Origin of the sequence: Haematospirillum jordaniae, assembly GCF_001611975.1 — a bacterium.
GTDB classification, from domain to species: Bacteria; Pseudomonadota; Alphaproteobacteria; order Rhodospirillales; family Rhodospirillaceae; genus Haematospirillum; species Haematospirillum jordaniae.
Map to the genome: position 1 here is coordinate 1,484,850 of NZ_CP014525.1, position 19,462 is coordinate 1,504,311.

At 56.4% G+C, this 19,462-nt stretch carries 15 protein-coding genes and 1 tRNA gene; 12 read left to right on the forward strand and 4 right to left on the reverse strand.

Annotated features, from left to right (window positions below):
- The first annotated feature begins 91 nt into the window (after positions 1-91).
- The gene (locus tag AY555_RS06995; RefSeq protein ID WP_245176896.1) at positions 92-583 is read left to right on the forward strand and encodes a c-type cytochrome; all 492 of its coding nucleotides are present in this window, start codon (positions 92-94) and stop codon (positions 581-583) included.
- Positions 584-701: 118 nt separating this feature from the next.
- Here the strand turns inward: AY555_RS06995 and AY555_RS07000 are convergent.
- Positions 702-776: transfer RNA gene (locus AY555_RS07000), tRNA-Val, on the reverse strand.
- A 268-nt stretch (positions 777-1,044) separates the two neighbouring features.
- Between AY555_RS07000 and glmU the strand changes: the two genes are divergently transcribed.
- The 10 genes from glmU (at position 1,045) to gltX (ending at position 14,554) form a co-directional block, all read left to right on the forward strand.
- The gene (gene glmU / locus AY555_RS07005) at positions 1,045-2,409 is read left to right on the forward strand and encodes a bifunctional UDP-N-acetylglucosamine diphosphorylase/glucosamine-1-phosphate N-acetyltransferase GlmU (protein ID WP_082812078.1); all 1,365 of its coding nucleotides are present in this window, start codon (positions 1,045-1,047) and stop codon (positions 2,407-2,409) included.
- A 14-nt stretch (positions 2,410-2,423) separates the two neighbouring features.
- Positions 2,424-4,247: a glutamine--fructose-6-phosphate transaminase (isomerizing) gene (gene glmS / locus AY555_RS07010; protein WP_066135107.1), complete on the forward strand. Its 1,824-nt coding sequence runs from the start codon at positions 2,424-2,426 to the stop codon at positions 4,245-4,247.
- Between the two features lie 39 nt (positions 4,248-4,286).
- Entirely contained in the window at positions 4,287-5,087 is an 801-nt protein-coding gene (locus AY555_RS07015) for an AAC(3) family N-acetyltransferase (RefSeq protein ID WP_066135109.1), read from the forward strand.
- Positions 5,084-6,385: a DUF4910 domain-containing protein gene (locus AY555_RS07020; protein WP_066135111.1), complete on the forward strand. Its 1,302-nt coding sequence runs from the start codon at positions 5,084-5,086 to the stop codon at positions 6,383-6,385. Before AY555_RS07015 ends, AY555_RS07020 begins: the two co-directional genes overlap by 4 nt.
- A 142-nt stretch (positions 6,386-6,527) precedes the next feature.
- On the forward strand, positions 6,528-7,061 hold the full coding sequence (locus AY555_RS07025) for a GNAT family N-acetyltransferase (RefSeq protein WP_066135113.1): 534 nt from the start codon (positions 6,528-6,530) through the stop codon (positions 7,059-7,061).
- 73 nt (positions 7,062-7,134) lie between these two features.
- On the forward strand, positions 7,135-8,505 hold the full coding sequence (gene gor / locus AY555_RS07030) for a glutathione-disulfide reductase (protein WP_066135115.1): 1,371 nt from the start codon (positions 7,135-7,137) through the stop codon (positions 8,503-8,505).
- Positions 8,506-8,755: 250 nt separating this feature from the next.
- Positions 8,756-10,174, forward strand: a complete 1,419-nt coding sequence (locus AY555_RS07035; RefSeq protein ID WP_066135117.1) for a class II 3-deoxy-7-phosphoheptulonate synthase — start codon at positions 8,756-8,758, stop codon at positions 10,172-10,174.
- A 50-nt stretch (positions 10,175-10,224) separates the two neighbouring features.
- On the forward strand, positions 10,225-11,370 hold the full coding sequence (locus AY555_RS07040) for a nicotinate phosphoribosyltransferase (protein ID WP_245176897.1): 1,146 nt from the start codon (positions 10,225-10,227) through the stop codon (positions 11,368-11,370).
- A 144-nt stretch (positions 11,371-11,514) separates the two neighbouring features.
- Entirely contained in the window at positions 11,515-13,185 is a 1,671-nt protein-coding gene (locus tag AY555_RS07045; protein ID WP_066136752.1) for an NAD+ synthase, read from the forward strand.
- Positions 13,186-13,216: 31 nt separating this feature from the next.
- A complete protein-coding gene (gene gltX, locus AY555_RS07050) occupies positions 13,217-14,554 on the forward strand; it encodes a glutamate--tRNA ligase (RefSeq protein ID WP_066135119.1) in 1,338 nt (445 codons plus the stop codon).
- Here gltX and AY555_RS07055 read toward each other — a convergent pair.
- Together AY555_RS07055 and AY555_RS07060 are read right to left on the reverse strand one after the other, a co-directional pair.
- A complete protein-coding gene (locus tag AY555_RS07055; RefSeq protein WP_245176898.1) occupies positions 14,551-15,378 on the reverse strand; it encodes a sulfite exporter TauE/SafE family protein in 828 nt (275 codons plus the stop codon). The two genes, gltX and AY555_RS07055, sit on opposite strands and share 4 nt — an antisense overlap.
- Before the next feature lie 120 nt (positions 15,379-15,498).
- Positions 15,499-16,500 carry an AMP-binding protein gene (locus AY555_RS07060; protein WP_167798424.1) on the reverse strand — a complete coding sequence of 334 codons (1,002 nt, stop codon included), beginning with the start codon at positions 16,498-16,500 and terminating at the stop codon, positions 15,499-15,501.
- Between the two features lie 232 nt (positions 16,501-16,732).
- On the opposite strand from AY555_RS07060, the gene AY555_RS07065 reads away from it, so the two are divergent.
- Complete coding sequence (locus AY555_RS07065; protein ID WP_066136754.1) at positions 16,733-18,004, forward strand: D-amino acid dehydrogenase; 1,272 nt, start codon at positions 16,733-16,735, stop codon at positions 18,002-18,004.
- Here AY555_RS07065 and AY555_RS07070 read toward each other — a convergent pair whose 3' ends face one another.
- Positions 18,005-19,420, reverse strand: coding sequence for a cryptochrome/photolyase family protein (locus tag AY555_RS07070; protein WP_066135125.1), 1,416 nt, complete (start codon positions 19,418-19,420; stop codon positions 18,005-18,007).
- Positions 19,421-19,462 lie beyond the last annotated feature (42 nt).

The following is a 19,462-nucleotide window of genomic DNA, read 5'->3' on the forward strand; positions in this document are numbered from 1 at the left end:
GTAATTCCAGAAGTCAGAGGAGCGTGTCGCTGGTCTTGCCCCGGGGAAGGGGCGGGATACCGCGGAAAGTAGAGCCGTTGGAGAGATTGGTATGAAGACCGTTTACAAGCTGGGAGCAGCCGTCGGGCTTGCCCTTGTTGCCGTCGTCGGAGCGAAAGTGTTCGGTGGGTTGGTCTATTCGGCTGCCGCACCGGATGAAGCGCCCCGCGTTGCCGGGGCCATGACGTTCCGCAAGGCCGCAACCCAGTCCGGATCGGCTTCTGCTGAGCTGCGCCCCGGTGATGCGGCTCTGGGCAAGAAGGCGGTGAAGGTCTGTGCGGCCTGCCATACGTTTGATCAGGGAGGGGCCAACAAGGTCGGTCCCAACCTGTTTGGAGTTGTCGGGGCCAAAATTGCTCATGCCGAAGGTTTTAAGTATTCAGATGCTGTCGCCGGTCATGGTGGGAAGTGGGATGCCGGGAATCTGGATAAGTGGCTGACAAATCCCAAGGACTTCATACCTGGCAATAAGATGTCCTATGCCGGGGTCAAGAGCGAGCAGCAGCGTCGCGATATTATCGCCTATCTTGAGACCCTGCGCTGATATCCGGGTGCCCCCGTCGTGTGTGCGGGGGCCTTTGGCTGGTGTCTGATGAGCGGACTGCTGGTATCTTTTTCCACATGAAAACAAGGCCCCGCAGGTATGACCTAGGGGGCCTTGATGGTGGGCGATGCAAGGATCGAACTTGCGACCCCACCCGTGTGAAGGGTGTGCTCTACCGCTGAGCTAATCGCCCGGTACTTTTCCCTTACATCACCGCCCTTTAATAAGGTCAGCGTGTTTGGGAGGCCGGCTTTATAAGCTGTGTGCCCCCATTCGTCAAGGCTGTATTCCCGAAAGGTGTCATGGTTCAGCAAGATGGCAGGCTGTATCTATAATACAGTGTAACATTCTTTGATTTTGGATAGCGGTATCTGGTATGGCAGGGTGCCTTGTCTCAAGGTGTTGGGCTTTTTCCGGCCTTTTCCGTTGTTCTTTTCCTTCCGGTTTCAGGGGGACCCTGTATGACTGTTACCCAAGACGTCCCTGATTCTGTTGCCATTATCTTGGCTGCAGGCCTCGGCACCCGTATGAAATCAACCCGTCCGAAGGTGTTGCATCCCGTGCTGGGGCGCCCGATGGTTGCTCATGTTGCCGATGCAGCGCGCTGTGCTGGCATTGAACAGTTGGTGGCTGTGATTGGGCCAGAGGGCGGGACTGTTTCTGATATGCTTGGCCCCGTCCCGACAGCGATACAAAGGGATCGTTTGGGAACGGCTCATGCTGTTCTGCAGGCCCGTTCTGTAATGTCTGTGACTGGCCGTATGCCGGATACGGTTGTTGTGCTTTATGGCGACACGCCGCTTCTGCAGGCCGATACAATCCGTCGCCTTGTCCAAGCCCGTCGGGACAGCAATGCCGGGGTTGCTGTGCTTGGTTTCCAAGCTGCTGATCCCGGTGCTTATGGTCGTCTGGTTATGGGGCCTTCCGGTCTTGAGCGGATTGTGGAAGCCAAGGATGCCGACGAGGCACAGCAACGTCTGCGTCTGTGTAACTCGGGTGTGATGGCGATTGATGGTGCCTGTCTTTGGCGCTGGCTGGAACAGGTGGGAAATGAAAATGCCAAGGGTGAGTACTATCTGACCGATGTCGTTGCCTTGGCTCGCGCGGATGGCCGTGCCTGTGTTGTTGTGGAAGGCCCTGAGGAAGAGTTTCTTGGCGTCAATTCCCGGGTAGAGCTGTCTGCCTGTGAGGCTATTGCCCAAAGGCGCATGCGGCAGCGCATGATGGAATCCGGCGTTACCCTGATTGAGCCGGATACCGTTACATTCAGCTGGGATACTCGGTTGGGGCAGGATGTAGTTGTATGGCCCTTTACTATCTTTGGTCCGGGTGTCTCGGTGGCTGACAACGTCGAGATAAAGGGTTTCTGCCACCTTGAGGGATGCCGAGTTGCCGAGGGTGCCGTTCTTGGGCCGTATGCCCGGCTGCGTCCTGGTGCGAATATAGGGGCCGAAGCGCATGTCGGTAACTTTGTGGAAATCAAGAATGCGGTGCTTGCCGATGGTGTCAAGGTCAACCATTTATCCTATATCGGCGACGCTTCTGTTGGAACGCGGTCGAATATCGGGGCGGGGACCATTACTTGTAATTACGACGGGTATAAAAAGCATCGTACGGACATTGGGGCGGGGGTTCTGATTGGATCTAATACGTCTTTGGTTGCTCCGGTCACAGTTGGGGACGGGGCAGTGACCGGGGCCGGATCGGTGCTGACCCGTGACGTTCCCGCTGGGGCACTGGCCTTGGAGCGGGCAGAGCAGAAGAATGTGGAGCAATGGGGGATCCGTTTTCATAAAAGCAAAAAAGAAGAAGCAACACGCGGCTGACAGGAAAGAAGAGCATGTGCGGGATTATTGGTGTCATTGGTGAACAGGATGCAGCCCCCCTTCTGGTGGGAGGGCTGAAGCGTCTTGAGTATCGCGGCTATGACAGTGCCGGTATCGCAACGCTGGTTGGCAGCGAAATTGCCCGTTGCCGTGCTGAAGGCAAGCTGGTCAATCTTGAAGCCCGGCTTGCCTTGGCCCCCCTGTCCGGAAGCGTTGGTATCGGGCATACCCGCTGGGCTACGCATGGTGTGCCGGTTGAGCGCAATGCCCACCCGCATTCCGATGGTCGGGTTGCGGTGGTGCATAATGGCATTATCGAAAATTATAGTGCCCTGCGGGCCGAGCTGGAGGGGGCAGGCTGTGTGTTCCGCAGTGATACGGATACAGAAACCATTGTTCATCTGATCAGCTCGTATTGGCAGCCGGGTGCTGACCCTGTTGAGGCGACGCACAAGGCGCTCCTGCGTTTGGAAGGGGCATTTGCCTTGGCTGTTATCTTTGCCGGACAGCCGGATCTGATGATAGCGGCCCGGCGTGGCAGCCCGCTTGCCGTTGGGTATGGGCAGGGGGAAATGTTTGTTGGATCGGACGCCCTTGCCCTTGTTCACGTGACCAACCGTCTCAGCTATCTGGAGGAGGGGGACTGGGCCATCCTCAGCCGCAGCGGGGTCGAGATCCGCAATACAGAAGGCTTGAAGGTCGAGCGGCCGGTTCATGTCAGCGCCCTGTCCAGTGCGGCGGTTGGCAAGGGGGGGCACCGCCATTATATGGCCAAGGAGATTTTCGAGCAGCCCCAGGTGATCGGTGACAGTCTGCGGGCCTTGGTCAATCCGTTGACCCGTACGGTTACCTTGCCTGATCTTCCTTTTGATCTGGCTTCGGTCAACCGCATTACCATTGTGGCGTGCGGCACGTCATTTTATGCGGGACTGGTTGCCCGATACTGGCTTGAGCAGATCGCCCGTATTCCGGTTGACATTGATGTTGCCAGCGAGTTCCGGTATCGGAACCCGGTATTGCAGCCCGGCGGGCTGGCCCTTTTCATTTCGCAGTCCGGTGAAACGGCCGATACCTTGGCAGCCTTACGGTATTGCAAGGCTCATGGTCAGAAAATTGTGTCCTTGGTCAATGTGACTGAAAGCACAATGGCCCGGGAGAGTGATGCCATCCTGCACACATTGGCCGGGCCCGAAATCGGGGTTGCATCGACCAAGGCCTTTACAACGCAGTTGACTGTTCTTGCCTGCCTTGTCCTCGCGCTGGCTCGCGCCCGTGGTGCTGTAACAGCCGAAAGGGAAATGCAGTTGGCCCATGCCTTGGGTGAAGTGCCGGCACGTGTGGCAGAAATTCTTAATCATGACGAGCATATTCGCCGTATTGCCGAAGACGTCATGCAAGCTCGTGATGTCTTGTATCTTGGGCGTGGATCCAGCTATCCCATTGCTCTGGAAGGTGCCCTGAAACTGAAGGAAATCAGTTACATTCACGCTGAGGGGTATGCTGCGGGAGAAATGAAGCACGGCCCGATTGCTCTGATCGATGACAAGGTGCCAGTTGTAGTCATTGCGCCCGGTGATGAGCTGCTGGACAAGACCATATCCAACGTTCAGGAGACAGTTGCACGAGGTGGGCGTGTTATTGTGTTCTCGGATGCCCGTGGTGTTGCCCGTATGCGGGACAGTGCTGTTCACGCCGTCATTCTGCCCGAGGTTGATCCCTTTGTAGCCCCCATCCTGTACGCACTACCTGTTCAGCTTCTGGCTTATCATGTTGCTGTTTTGAAGGGTACGGATGTTGATCAGCCGCGCAATCTGGCCAAAAGCGTGACGGTGGAATAGTATGCTTTCCGTTGGTGTTGGGGGATCGGGACTGTTCGCATGGTGGGCGTGGAAGAAAGTGCGCGGGTCGCCTTGAAAACAAGGTGGGCTGGGGCTGGTGTCGAGCCGGGAGATACTGTCCTCGTTCACAGCAGCATTAAACGTACACTCGCGGAGTGTCGGCGTGCCGGTTTTGTCGTTGAACCGGGGCATGTGTTGCAAAGCTTTCTTGATGCAGTTGGGGCAAGGGGGACGCTCCTGCTACCATTGTTCAATTTTGATTTTACATCGGGGACTCCCTTTGACATCAGGCATACCCCGTCAAAAATGGGTGCCTTGACAGAATCTGGGCGTGTGCATGCAGAAGCCGTCAGGACCGGGCACCCTGTTTATTCGTTTGCCGCGATTGGATATCGCTCAAAAGAATTCGAGAATATCGATAACGAAAGCGGTTACTCAGAGGAATCGCCGTTCGGGATTCTGAAGAGGATAGATGGAAAAATAGCTGTTCTTGATCTAGATGATCAGAACAGCATGACGTTCTATCATCACGTTGAAGAAGTCAAAAAAGTTGATTATCGGTTTTTTAAGACCTTCACAGCTCCATACACAGATTGGCATGGCGTTATGGCAAACAAGTCCTACCGGCTTTATGTCAGGGATCTGGAGAATGGTGTGCGAACACATGTCAACCCTGCCGGTGAGCTGTTGTGGGAGAAAGGCTTGTACAAGGGCGACAGACCTTTGGTCGGGTCAGGTCTTCGCGTTGTTAGAAGCAAGGCTATGTTTAATCTTGTGGAGCAGATTATCGAGCAGGGAAACGCATTGGGAATGCTGTACTCTTTGGAGAACTCACCTTGACAGGTCAGTATATTCACCAGCTTGCACGGCGGCTTTGGGGTATTAATCGCAGCCTTACCGGGGAAGGTGTCAGAGAGACGCTGCGAATAATCAAGGGCATTATTCCGGAGCTTCAGATCCATGAGGTGCCAAGCGGGACACAGGTTTTTGACTGGACAGTTCCAAAAGAGTGGAGGGTCCGGGAGGCTTACATTATCGACCCAAGTGGGAAGAAGCTTTGCGACTTCAGGTCAAACAATTTACACCTTGTTGGATACAGTATTCCGGTAAAGCAGAAGATCAGCCTTGAAGACCTGCAGAAGCATCTTTATTCCCTTCCAGACCAGCCAACAGCAATACCGTACATTACCTCGTACTACAAAGAACGCTGGGGCTTTTGTTTGCCGCAGATCCTGCGTGATACTCTTGTTGATGGTGAGTACGAGGTTGTTATTGACACCGATCTTTTCGATGGATCCCTGACATACGGGGAGCTGCTGCTGAAAGGTTGTTCCAAGGAAGAAGTGTTTCTGTCAACGTATGTTTGTCATCCTTCAATGGCAAACAATGAACTCTCCGGCCCAACGGTCACGACGTATATTGCGAAGTGGTTAAAAGAGCGAGGGGATAATAGATTCAGCTACCGTATTGTTTTTATACCGGAAACAATAGGATCCATTTGTTATATCAGCCGGAATTTCGACAGTTTGAAGTCCAGGGTTTTTGCTGGCTTCAATGTGACATGCATTGGCGATAACCGTGCCTATTCCTATCTTCCGTCACGCCATGGGGCAACCATCAGCGATCATGTTGCGAAGCATGTTCTGAAGCATATCTGCCCTGAATACAAAGCTTATACATGGAGTGACAGGGGGAGTGACGAGAGGCAGTATTGTGCCCCTGGTGTAGATTTGCCTATGGCCTCGATTATGAGGACAAAATACGCCGAGTATGACGAGTATCATACGTCCTTGGATGATCTGGATCATGTCGTCACCCCCGAGGGACTTGAGGGCGGATACAATGCCCTTTTGCGGGCTATTGAGGCGATCGAGCAGAATGGTTATCCCAAGGTCAAGGTCCTCTGTGAGCCGCAGTTGGGAAAGAGGGGGCTGTACCCAACGTTATCCACAAAATCGAGTGGCATAGAGGTGCGGTTGATGATGGACCTGATTACCTGGTCCGATGGCACACGATCCCTGCTTGAAATTGCAGATCTGTGTAGGGTGCCAATATGGGACCTGTATCCGCTTGTTGACAAGCTGTCTGGTCATGATCTTCTTGATGTGATGGATGGACCGCTACCTTTGCAGGCTTGAGTCCTTATTCTTCTTCTGATGCAGGGATCCTGTCTGCTTCTGCTTCTCCACACCATGTCATTTTGCCCTTGCCGTTGGGGCATGGGTTGACTTTGCAGGGCAGGCGGGTGATTCCTTCAAGGCAAGACAGGGAGTATGCGGTGTGGCTGGATCTGATGGAACTGTTATTCGGGAAGCAACCCTGATCGATGCAGACGCATTGGGCCTTATACACAGGATTGGTTTGCAGGCTGCTGTTCCTTGGGGAATGCCGCCAACAGCCTTGGTTCTGTCGGCCGGTGACCGTGCGGCAGAATGGCGTGAATGGCTGAAGGCCCGCGCAACAACGCGTAATGGTGGCCAAGCTATTGTAGCGGATTCCATGCATGGTCCTGTCGGCTTTATCTGCGTTGCTCCCGGCCATCCCCCCGGTGTGCCCGAGCACTGGTTGATCAGCCATTTCACAGTACTGGGTGCGCATCAGAAGCAGGGGCTCGGGCGTCAGCTGTTGAAGGCGGCCTTGGAAAAGGTGGCGCGTGGGCGTGGTGTGAGGGCGGATCTGTTCGTTCCCTCTGGTGCTCCTTGGGCTGCGGTGGTCGAGCATATGGGGGGACTGCCCGGTGGTGCGGAACCTCTGGTGCGGGCAGGGATGTCATTTATGGCAGAGCGATACAGCTTCTCTGTACTCTCTGCATGAGTTAGGTCGGTTTTAATGCCCGGATATAGTGCGCCAGGCATGCCGGCGCCCGGGTAACAATCAGGAAGGCATGATGGCAGCTTTTGAGTACGATCTTGTAACGCTTGGCGCTGGATCTGGCGGTGTTCGGGCATCCCGTCTTGCCGGTGGGTATGGAGCCCGTGTTGCTGTGATCGAGGAAAGCCGGGTTGGCGGAACCTGTGTCGTTCGTGGCTGTGTTCCCAAGAAACTATTGATCTATGGGGCAGAGTTTGCCCGTTCCTTTCAGGATGCGCGTGGATATGGCTGGACTGTCGGTGATGTCCATCTTGATTGGCCGGCGCTTGTGGCGAGCAAGAACCGAGAACTCGATCGCCTAGAAGCGGTCTATCGCAATACGCTGAAGTCAAATCATGTCGAGCTGGTAGAGGGGCGCGGCAGGCTTGTTGATCCGCATACGGTTGAGGTCAATGGTCGCCGTATGACGGCACAGAGAATACTGGTCGCTGTTGGTGGGTGGCCTGTCCTGCCGGATATTCCAGGGGTTGAGCATGCCATAACATCCAACGAGGCGTTGGATTTGCCTCGCTTGCCCGACAGCATTGTGATTGTCGGGGGGGGATTCATTGCGGTGGAATTCGCGGGCCTCTTCCATGCTTTGGGATGCGCGGTCACCTTGGTCATCCGCGCCGACAATATCCTGCGTGGTTTTGATCAGGATATCCGCGAGCACCTAGTTGCTGAGCTTGAGCATCAGGGCATTACAATCTGTCGCAAAACTCAGGTGCAGTCCATCCGTTGCGAGAAGGATGGTCGCCGGATGGTAACGCTGCAGGATGGCCGGATCCTGGCCTGTGAGCAGGTCATGTACGCAACAGGTCGGGCCCCCAACACGGCGGGTCTTGGGTTGGAAGAGGCTGGGGTTGCGCTGGATCCCCGAACCGGTGCAGTGCAGGTTGATGCTTGGTCCCGGACTAATGTCAGCAGCATCTGGGCCGTGGGTGATGTGACAAACCGTATCAACCTGACCCCGGTTGCAATCCGGGAGGGCGCCTGTTTTTCTGAAACTGAATTCAACAACAATCCGATGACTCCGGACCATGCAAATGTGGCCTCAGCTGTTTTCAGCCAGCCCGCTGTCGGTACGGTTGGCTTGACCGAAGAGAAGGCGCGTGCCCGTGGCCCTGTTGATGTGTATATGACCCGCTTTCGTCCGATGAAGAATACCCTTTCAGGGCGGGAGGAACACACCATGATGAAGCTTCTGGTCGATCGGGCAACCCAAGTTGTGATCGGGGCCCACATGGTTGGCCCTGATGCGCCGGAGATCATCCAGGGGCTCGCCATTGCCGTAAAGGCCGGCCTGACCAAGAAGGACTTTGATGCGACGGTTGGCATTCATCCCACAGCAGCCGAGGAATTTGTAACCCTGCGTACACCACGGCCCGATCTGGCATCCGTGTGATTTGTTACAAGTACCCGTCTTGATACAAAGGAAATCCTGTTTCAGCTGCGTATGCCTTGTCCTCGTGAGTTGCTTCGCAGACCTTATGCTCCGGGCCCATAAAAGGGGTGGCGAGGTAACGGGCTGACTTTTTTGCCTGCTTTTGGTCTGTTGGCTTGCGTCTGTATGCGGATGGAGCCTATATCTCAGACTCCCTGTTGTTTTTGTCAGAGTCTTTTTCTCTGTCTGCTTTAAGAAGGATGATGGTGTTATGTCTGGAAAATGGACCCCCGAAAGCTGGAGGAGCATTGTGCACTCGGCAGTAGAGGCGGGGTGGCCATTTGAGACATTCCAGATGCCGACCTATCCCGATCCGCAGAAGCTTCAAGCCGTGGAGGATTCCTTGCGGGGCTTGCCGCCTCTGGTTTTTGCCGGGGAGGCCCGTCGCCTGCGCAGTGCCTTGGCCGAGGTCGCTGAAGGGCGTGCCTTTATGCTTCAGGGCGGTGATTGCGCAGAAAGCTTCTCGGAGTTCCGGGCCGATTCGATCCGCGATACCTTCCGTGTTATTCTGCAAATGGCGATTGTCCTGACTTTCGGTGCGTCGTGCCCGGTTGTGAAGGTTGGGCGCATGGCCGGCCAGTTTGCCAAGCCCCGGTCTGCTGCAACGGAAATGCAGGATGGCCAGGAGCTGCCCAGTTACCGGGGCGACATGATCAATGGCCCGGATTTTACCCTGCAGGACCGTACGCCGGACCCGCAGCGCATGATGCAGGTTTACAACCAGTCTGCAGCGACCCTGAACCTGTTGCGTGCCTTTGCAGAAGGTGGTTACGCCGATCTCCACAAGGTTCATCAGTGGACGCTTGGCTTCGTCAATGGCTCTGATCAGGCGGCCCGTTACCAGGAAATGGCAGACCGTATCCAGGAAGCCCTGTGCTTCATGGATGCATGCGGCCTGACGGGGGAGCGCGTACCCCAGTTGCGCAAGACGGACTTCTACACATCACACGAGGCGCTTCTGCTGCCCTACGAGCAGGCCCTGACCCGTGTGGACTCCACAACGGGGGACTGGTACTGCTGTTCCGCCCATCTGCTGTGGATTGGCGAGCGTACCCGCGACCCCGAAGGGCCGCATGTGGAGTTTCTGCGCGGCGTCCAGAATCCGGTGGCTGTCAAGGTTGGTCCGGGGACAACGCCGGATGTGCTCTTGCGGCTGTGTGATATTCTCAATCCCGCTAACGAGGCGGGACGCCTGACCCTGATTACCCGTATGGGGGCAGAGGCTCTGGGGGCGCGTCTGCCTGCCCTGATCCGTGCTGTGCAACGCGAGGGGCGCAAGGTTGTGTGGTCTTGCGATCCGATGCATGCCAATACCCACAAGGCTGCCAATGGCTACAAGACCCGTTGTTTCGACCGCATCCTGGCCGAGGTGCGGACATTCTTCGCCGTTCATCGGGCTGAAGGCAGTCATGCCGGGGCTTTGCACCTGGAACTGACCGGGCGTGATGTGACGGAGTGTATCGGCGGATCCCAGGCTATTACCGAAGCCAGGCTGGGGGATGCCTATCATACCTTTTGTGATCCCCGCCTGAATGCGGCCCAGTCTTTGGACCTTGCCTTCCTGGTCGCCCAGGCCCTGAAGGAGGAGCGACGGGGGCAGCCATTGTCCGGGTTCGCCGTGGGAGCCTGATCGGTCGCATTTTTTCTTCTGCTTTGGTCTGGGGCGCAAAGGATATCATCTTGGAAGGATTGCTGGACAGGTTTCCCCCTTCGCCTGATTCTGTTCGGGCGTGGACCGACGCGTATTTTGCCCGTACCCGAAACATTATTGAGCGGTTTGGTGATATTGATGTCACCTATGCTGTTTTCTTGCGCCGCCCGGTTCTGGCTGCAACGCGCATGGCGCGTGAGTGGTTGGAGGCCGTTGTCCCCAAAGACGGACCGGGTGTGTGTGTTGAGGAACCCTTTGCGGAAGGGGACCGTGTTGGTGCGGGGGAACCGCTTCTTTTTGTGACCGGTCGTTTCTCTGTTCTGGTCGAGCTGGAAACACTGTTGTTACAGAAACTGGGCGCTGCCTGCGTTGCCGCCTGGCAGGCCGAAGCCATGTGCAGCGAGCTGCCTCATGTTGATTTTCTGGCCATGGATGCACGGCATTGTGCCGGAACAGAGATGGCTGCCTTGATGGCCTATGCGGCCTCTGTTGGCTCTTCTGCTGCCCGCAAGAGGGCTGGTGCGCGTGGTTTTACGGGCAATGCCACAGATGCGACAGCGCACTGGTTTGGCCGTAGTGAGGGTATGGGGACCATGCCACATGCCTTGATTGGTTATGCCGGGTCAACGGTGCAGGCCGCCAGGATGTATCATGAAACGTTCCCTGATGATCCTCTAATAGTCCTAGTGGATTACTTCGGGCAGGAAGTAGATGACGCTCTTGAGGTATGCCGTACTTTCCCGGATCTGGCCGTGGCGGGGCGCCTTGCCGTGCGTCTGGATACGCATGGCGGGCGTTTTCTGCAAGGGCTTGATCCTCAATCCAGTTATGCTGTTCTGGACCAACATGCCCCTCAGGCCATTCGGGGGTACCGTACGGATCGGGAACTGAAGCATCTTATTGGAACGGGCGTATCGGCGGCAGCTATATGGCACGTGCGTGATTGCCTGGACAAGGCAGGTTTCCCCGGTGTGCGGATTGTGGCCTCATCGGGTTTTACTCCGGAGAAGTGCCGTGTTATCGGGTATGCTCGGGCGCCGGTGGATGTGATTGGAACAGGCAGTTTCCTACCGGATTCCTGGCAGGAGACCTATGCAACGGCTGATATTATTGCCTATGGAGGGGAACCCAGGGTGAAGGTTGGCCGTGAATTTCTGCTGCGCCGTTCACGTTAACAGTATGCGGCTTGGTAATCGTTCCTTTCATATCTTTTTATCGGCGGACTTGTGTGTTCTGTCGTCTTGCGCGTTGACAGGGGTCTGTCTCCATCCTAGCTTGCCGGACTTCGCTGGTTTTGATATCGCAGAATGATCATGGTGATGGCTGATACCCTGAAGCTGGCGCTGGCGCAGCTCAATCCGACTGTTGGTGCCATCCGGGCCAATGCGGCACTGGTTCGGGATGCCAGAGACAAAGCTGCGGCAGAAGGAGCCAACCTTCTGATAACGGGTGAGCTGGTCCTGTGCGGATACCCGCCCGAGGATTTGGTATATCGCCCGGCCTTCCTGGATATGATAGAGAGTGAGCTTCAGGCTCTTGCCGCTCTCACAGCGGATGGTGGGCCCGCTCTTCTGGTCGGTGCCCCCTGGCGGCAGAATGGTGCAGTTTACAATGCGGCCCTGGTTCTGGATGGGGGGGTAATTCAGGATATTATTCTGAAGCATCACCTGCCGAACTATGGCGTTTTTGACGAAGTACGGGTTTTTTCTGCAGGCCCCCTGCCACAGCCTGTCACGGTGCGTGGTGTTCGCATGGGGGTTATGGTTTGTGAGGATATGTGGTTCCCGGATGTGTCCCGCTCTCTTGCCTGTAATGGGGCAGAGCTGCTGGTGGTGCTCAATGGTTCTCCGTGGGAACTGGACAAAATTGCCGAAAGGCAGCAGCACGCCGCGGCCCGTGTGGGCGAAACCGGTTTGGCTTTGGTGTATGTCAACCAGGTAGGTGGTCAGGATGAATTGGTGTTTGATGGATCTTCCTTCGTTCTCGGGTGCGATGCTGCCGTGTGCCATGCCGCGTCGCCGTGGGATGAAGGCGTCACATTTTGCACGTGGTCGCGCCGAGATGCGCGATGGTGGCCGGACGGGGGCGCGTCGTCCCTTGCCGCGTATCCGCGGCGGGAGGAGTACATCTACCGGGCTTTGGTTCTTGGCTTGCGCGACTACGTAACCAAGAATGGGTTTCCCGGCGTTCTGCTGGGGCTTTCAGGCGGCATTGACAGTGCCTTGTCGGCCGCTATTGCGGTGGATGCGCTGGGCGCCGACCGTGTCTGGTGCGTGATGATGCCGTCAGTCTACACTTCGCGCGAAAGTCTGGATGATGCTGCCGAGGTTGCGCGTCTGTTGGGATGCCGTCTTGATACCATTCCCATTGCTCCGGCTGTTGAGGCGTGGGATCAGATGCTTGCTCCTCTCTTTTCCGGCCATCTGCCTGATATTACAGAAGAAAATTTGCAGTCCCGTACGCGGGGTGTGATCTTGATGGGTCTTTCCAACAAGTTTGGTCCAATGGTTCTGTCAACGGGTAACAAGTCCGAGATGAGCACCGGGTATGCGACCCTGTACGGTGATATGTGCGGCGGGTATTCCGTCTTGAAGGATATCTACAAGACCACGGTCTTTGCTGTATCAGAATGGCGTAATAGCTGTTGCTCGCAGGGGCTTCTTGGGCCGGCTGGGCCTGTGATGCCACGGCGGGTCATTGACAAGCCACCCACAGCGGAACTGCGCCACGACCAGAAAGATGAAGACAGTCTGCCTCCGTATCCGGTGCTGGATTCTATCCTAGAGCAGCTGATTGAGGAGCGCAAAAGTGTTTCAGCTGTTGCGGCAGAAACGGACTATCCTCATGCCGAGGTTGAAAGGGTATGGATGCTGTTGAATCGTGCGGAATACAAGCGTCGTCAAGCCCCGCCCGGTGTCAAGATCACCCGTTGCGCATTCGGGCGCGAGCGCCGCTATCCGTTGACCAATGCTTTTGTAAAACTGGCCTGAGGTTATCCGGGCTTTCTGGAAAACATACTGAATGTCTGTTCGTGTTCGCTTTGCTCCTTCCCCCACCGGTGCCCTTCATATGGGCAATATCCGTCTGGCTGTTATTAATTTCTTGCTTGCAGGCGGTGATCCGGGGCGCTTTGTGCTGCGCTATGATGATACAGACCAAGAGCGTTCTAGGCCTGAGTTCATCGAAGGCATAGCCCGTGACCTGCGCTGGTTGGGCATTGAATGGGGGCAGGAGTTTTTCCAGTCGCGTCGACTTGATCTGTATGTGCAGGCGCGGGACCGCCTGATTGCTGATGGTCGCCTGTACCCTTGTTACGAGACACCCGAAGAACTGGAATATATGCGCAACCGGCAGCGTGCACGGGGCCTGCCTCCTGTTTATGACCGCTCGGCATTGGCGCTGACATCGGAGCAGAAGGAAACCCTAGAGCAACAGGGGCGGCGCCCGCACTGGCGATTCCGGCTTGATCCCGGAGAGATACGCTGGACGGACTTGGTTCGTGGTGAGTGTGTTTATAATGCAGCCCACTTGGCTGATCCGGTGGTGATTCGGGAAGATGGCAGCTTTTTGTATCTATTGCCGTCGGTTGTTGACGATGTTGCGATGGGCATAACCCATGTTGTGCGGGGTGAGGATCACGTGACCAATACGGCGGTCCAGATCCAGATGTTCCAAGCCTTGGGGGGGAATCTGCCGGCGTTTGCTCATCTCCCTCTGTTGGTTGGAGCGGATGGGCACAAGCTGTCCAAGCGCAGTGGTAGTTTGTCTGTGGCAGAATTGCGCGATAAGGGGGTTGAGCCACTGGCTGTCCATGCCCTTCTGGCGCGCCTTGGCTCTTCAGAGGCGGTGGAGCCGGTTCAGGATGTGCAGGGTCTGATCCAGGATTTTGATCTCGGGCGCTTTGGACGTGGTGCCCCGCGGCTGGATGAAGCAGATCTCATGCGTCTGACAGAGAAACTGGTCCATGGCATGGGCTGGGATCAGGTTGCTCAACGCCTTCGGTCCTTGGGTTGTGATTTGGCCGACGAGTCCTTCTGGTTAGCTGTCCGCCCGAACGTGCAAACGGTTGCCGATACCCTGCCATGGTACCGTATTTTGCATGGCCCAATGGTTCCTGTTTGCGAAGATGCAGCTTTCTTGACTGAAGCTGCTTCCTTGCTTCCGCCAGAGCCATGGGACGAGCAGACTTGGAAGCAGTGGACGGGGGCTGTGTCCACGCACACCGGGCGAAAAGGCAAAGCCTTGTTTATGCCACTGCGCTTGGCCCTGACTGGCTTGGATCATGGTCCGGAGCTTAAGGTTCTTCTGCCCTTGCTCGGGCGTGGTCGCGTTCTGCAGCGGCTGGGGTGTGCCGCCTAACTCTTGAGGTTCCAGAGCATACGCAGGCTTGTCACGAAAAGGAAAAGGGCAAAGACTTGGCGCAGTCTGTGTGGTTTGACCGTATGTGAGACCCGTGCCCCCCATGGGGCAAAGCAGGCACTGAGCGGTGCAAGAACGAGTGCGCCGGGCAGGCTTATGTAGCCCAGCGACCAAGGGGGGCGCCCAGGGGTATCCGTTCCGGCCATTGCGAACCCGACTGCGCCGGGAATCCCTATCGCCAGACCAAGGGCACTGGCTGTTGCAACAGCGCGGTGTATAGGGATAGAGAACGCTGTCATGGCTGGCACGCTTAACGTTGCTCCGCCAATGCCCATCAATGTGGCAAGTGTGCCGATTAAGGTGCCTAGGCAGAGTTGCCCCAAAGTTCCCGGCATCCGGCTGGTGAAAGAAGATCCTGACGGGCCGAAGGCCATATGGAGGGCGACCAGAAGAGCCGTAACCGAGAACACAGCGGTCAGGACATATCCCTTGACTGATGCTGCGATGATACCTGCCAGAACAGAGCCCGCGACAATGCCGGGTGCCCATGTCTTCAGCAGGTCTGTATCGATGGCATGACGACGGTGGTGCGACCATGATGATGACAGGGCCGTTGGGATAATGACGGCCAAGGACGTTCCAACGGCCATGTGCATCCGTATACTGTCATCAATGCCCGGGGTTGCCAGTAAGTGGAACAGGGCAGGGACCATGATGATCCCACCGCCAACTCCCAGAAGCCCTGCCAGAAATCCGGCAGCAATTCCGGTCCCAATAAAGCCGGCAGCAAGGATAAGAATGCTGAGTGTTGTATCGGTGCTCACTGTGTTGGTCCATGCCATGTGCCGGGCCAGCCAGGATGAGCCACATTCATGGGGCTGTCAAAGCGATGGGGTCCTTTCGGGCCAGAGATTATGTCTTCATAATACGCGTGCAGGTCTGTTTTACGGGTTCGGAACCAGCCTGTTGTCGTGGGGGGTCTTTGTTTCGTGCCTGTTGGCATTTTCTGCCGTTGTAACGTGTGTGCTGTCCGTAATGCCGGAGCATTCTAGGATACGATGGCCCGTGCGGGTTTCAAAGTCATGGAACATGCGGTCCGGCAGGGGGGCTGTGTCAGACAAGAACAGGCGGATGTTCTGGGTGGACACACGACCCAGCCCGGGTTTCTGCAACAGCTGCTCGTAGGAAGATGGGGTTCCCGTGAAGATGGTGCAGCGGGGTAGGCTGGCCAGAACGGTGTCTACGTTGAAGGAGGGAAGCCATATCATGCTTGCTCCTGCAAGCAAGGCGCAATGGCTGCCGATAGACAGGCCGTAAGTCTGGAACATGGGTACGGTATGCAGAACGATATCCTGATCTGTGATATGCCACGCCTGTATGAGGTTCTGTGCTACGGACAGTAGATTACCATGGGACAGCAGGGAGCTACTCTGCCGTCCTTTGGGGTCAGGGCTATATAGTATGACTGCCGGATCATCGGGATGACATTCCACGATCGGGAACTGATCTGATCCTTTGCTGCCATGAATGGCAAAAGTTCCGTTGTGATGTGTCCCCAAAGTCAGCACATGATGAATACCGAAGCGCTGTGCCAAGGCATGACAGTGCTCTTCCCGTTCCGGTTCCACGATCAGGATCTGTAGTTTGGCGTCATGCAGAATATGGTCCAGTGTCTGCCCCTCATGATCCGGGTTGATGGGGATAAAGACCACGCCCGCCCTCAGACAGGCCAGATGAAGCAACAGAAGCTCGGGGGATTTCTGTACCCGTACGGCGATCCGGTCACCTTTTTGCAGGCCAAGCCGGTAAAGGCTGTCTGCATAGCGGGCCGACCATTCCGCCGCCATGGTCCAGGTGATGGTCCGGCCACCGGGTGTATCCAGCAGAATACGATTCCCGTTGGCAGGTGATCGCGCGTATATGCTGGCATAAAAAGAGCCTGTCATGAATCTGCTGCCTTTCCCCATGTGATGTCTGTTCTTTGTGCCCCCCGGCATCACATCCTATTTTACCTGGTTTCTTGGATCTGTCAGGTTTTTGGTATTGTCGATTATCTCTGCTTGGTCGTAGTGCCATGTGTGTGACGGGATTTTCATGCTACGGTGACCAGAAAGGAAATCACGGGGCTGGGGTCTGTATTTATCCAGATTCAGCCTATGCATGGGGATGGGGGATCGCATGCGTGTTCTGGTTCTTGGTGCCGGTGTGATCGGTGTCACAACAGCGTGGTACTTGTCTCGTGCCGGTCACGAGGTAGAGGTTCTTGACCGCCAGAAGGGGAGCGCCCTAGAGGCCAGTTATGCTAATGCAGGGGAAATATCACCGGGCTATGCCTCTCCGTGGGCGGCACCGGGTATCCCTCTCAAAGCCCTGTCATGGCTGTTCTCACGGCATGCGCCCCTGATTCTCCACCCCGCTGTTGATCCGGACACGGTTGTCTGGATGGCGCGTGCCTTGGCCAACTGTAATCCCTCTTCTTATGAGATCAACAAGGCCCGTATGGTGCGTATCGCCGAATACTCGCGGGATCTTCTGAAGGCGCTGCGGGCAGAAACCGCGATTACGTATGACGAACGTATGCTTGGAACCTTGCAGATTTTCCGTACGCAGGTGCAACTGGATGAGGCTTCCCGTGATTGTCGTGTTCTTGAACGCCATGGTGTGCGCCATGATATTCTGGATCAGGCCGGTTGTATCGCGGTTGAACCCGGGTTGGCACCCGTTCAGCACAAGATTATTGGTGGTTTGCGCTTGCCCGGAGATGAAACTGGTGACTGTCTGAAGTTTACCCGGTCCCTTGCCGCCATGGCAGCCGATGCGGGCGTTGTTTTCCGTCATGGTGTGACGGTCAAGGCCTTGCAGGTGGATGCTACGCGGGTTACGGGCGTCCTGACATCTGAAGGTATGATTATGGCTGATGCCTTTGTGCTGGCTTTGGGGAGTTCATCGCCTCTTGTAGCCCGCGAGATTGGTATTTATCTGCCGATAGCGCCTGTAAAAGGGTATTCCATCACCTTGCCTGTGCTCAACGAGGATGTTGCGCCGCGTTCCACCATTATGGATGAGACATACAAAGTGGCGGTGACCCGTTTGGGGGATCGTATCCGTGCTGCGGGAACGGCAGAACTGGCTGGATATGATATGACGCTTTCTCCCCGACGTGTTCGTACGATCCGGCATGTGGTGCGGGATTTATTTCCTGATGCCGGCATGGTGGACTATGCAGATGCTTGGTGTGGCCTGCGTCCGATGACGCCCGACGGAACCCCGGTTCTGGGCGGGTGCCGGTATGGCAACATGTGGATCAACACGGGACATGGAACCTTGGGCTGGACCATGGCCTGTGGCTCGGCGCGGATTACGGCAGACCTTATCAGTGGGCGTTCCCCGGATATCGACATGGACGGTCTCAGCATTGCCCGTTACGGGGAACCGGACCGTCCGGTCTGATCAGGTGGCTGTGTCAAGAGCTTTCAAGGCTGCAAGGGCACGATCGCGCGCACGTCCATGATTGACAATGGGGGGTGGGTAGGCACTGCGCGCAAACAGGTCGTCGGGGTCAACAGGGTGCTGGACAGACCGTGCACTCCGTGTCCGTAACTCGGGAACCCAGCGGCGCACATATGCACCGGCAGGATCGAATTTTTCACCTTGTAGGACCGGATTGAAAATACGGAAGAACGGAGCCGCATCGGCGCCACAGCCAGCTACCCACTGCCAGTTGCCCGGATTATTGGCAGGGCAGGCATCCACCAGTGTATCCCAGAACCAGTCTTCCCCTTTTTGCCACGGCACCAGCAGATCTTTCACCAGAAAGGAGCCAACGATCATGCGCACGCGGTTGTGCATCCAGCCTGTGTGCCATAGCTCCCGCATGCCGGCATCCACAATGGGGTAGCCGGTTTGTCCACGGCACCAGAGCCGGAATGCTTTTGGGTCATCCTGCCAGGGGAATCGGCGGAATTCCGGTCGCAGCGGTTCTGTATGCAGGGACGGGTGCTGGAACAGGATGTGATGATTGAATTCCCGCCATCCGACTTCTGACAGGAACTTTAGGCCTTTCTCGCCCACAGCTCCCAATGTTGTATCCCATATCCGGCGGACCGAAATTTCCCCGAACCGCAAATGGGCCGACAGGCACGATGTTGCCGCCCGATCCGGAAAGTCACGGCCTGTGGCATAGTCATCGATAACACCGTCCAGAAAATGCCCGAGGCGTTGGAAGGCGCCGTCTTCTCCTGGTTCCCAGGTGTCCCGCAGCCCTTGTGTCCAGTCCGGTCCTGATGTGGGGAGAAGGCCGAGGTCCCGCAGGTTTGAACCGCTTGTCGGGGGGGCTTGTGCCGGTCGTATCTGCGATGGCACGTCCAGCGGTTTGTGTGGTGGATGGAGTGTTGACAGTGTCTTCCAGAATGGTGTGAAGACACGAAACCGTCCCCCGGCCTTATTGCGGACAGCCCCGGGGTCAGCCATCAAGCCGGAGCGTGTCATGACGCCCTGTATGGGCTGGGACTTCAGGGCCTCCTGTACCGCGTGGTCCTGTGCTGTCATCCACGGTGTGTGGCCTTCATTCCAGAAAACCGCACTGGCATTCAGCTCCTTGGCAACAGACATGATTTCTGTCGCGCTATGGCCTTGGCGTAATATCAATGTTACGCCAAGGCGGGCAAGCTGGTCTGTCAGGCTTTTCAGGCTGTGATGCAGCCACCAGCGTGATGCGGCCCCAAGCGGGCGGCCGTCACTGTCCGGATCCAGAACAAAGACTCCTGCAACAGGGGCACCGCTTTCGATGGCGGCAACAAGGGCGGGATGATCGTCCAAGCGCAGGTCATAGCGAAACCAGACCAAGGCAGGGGAATGCGTGTTCATGGAGAGTCCATCATGACGGGAACGTGCGAGCTGGCAATGATA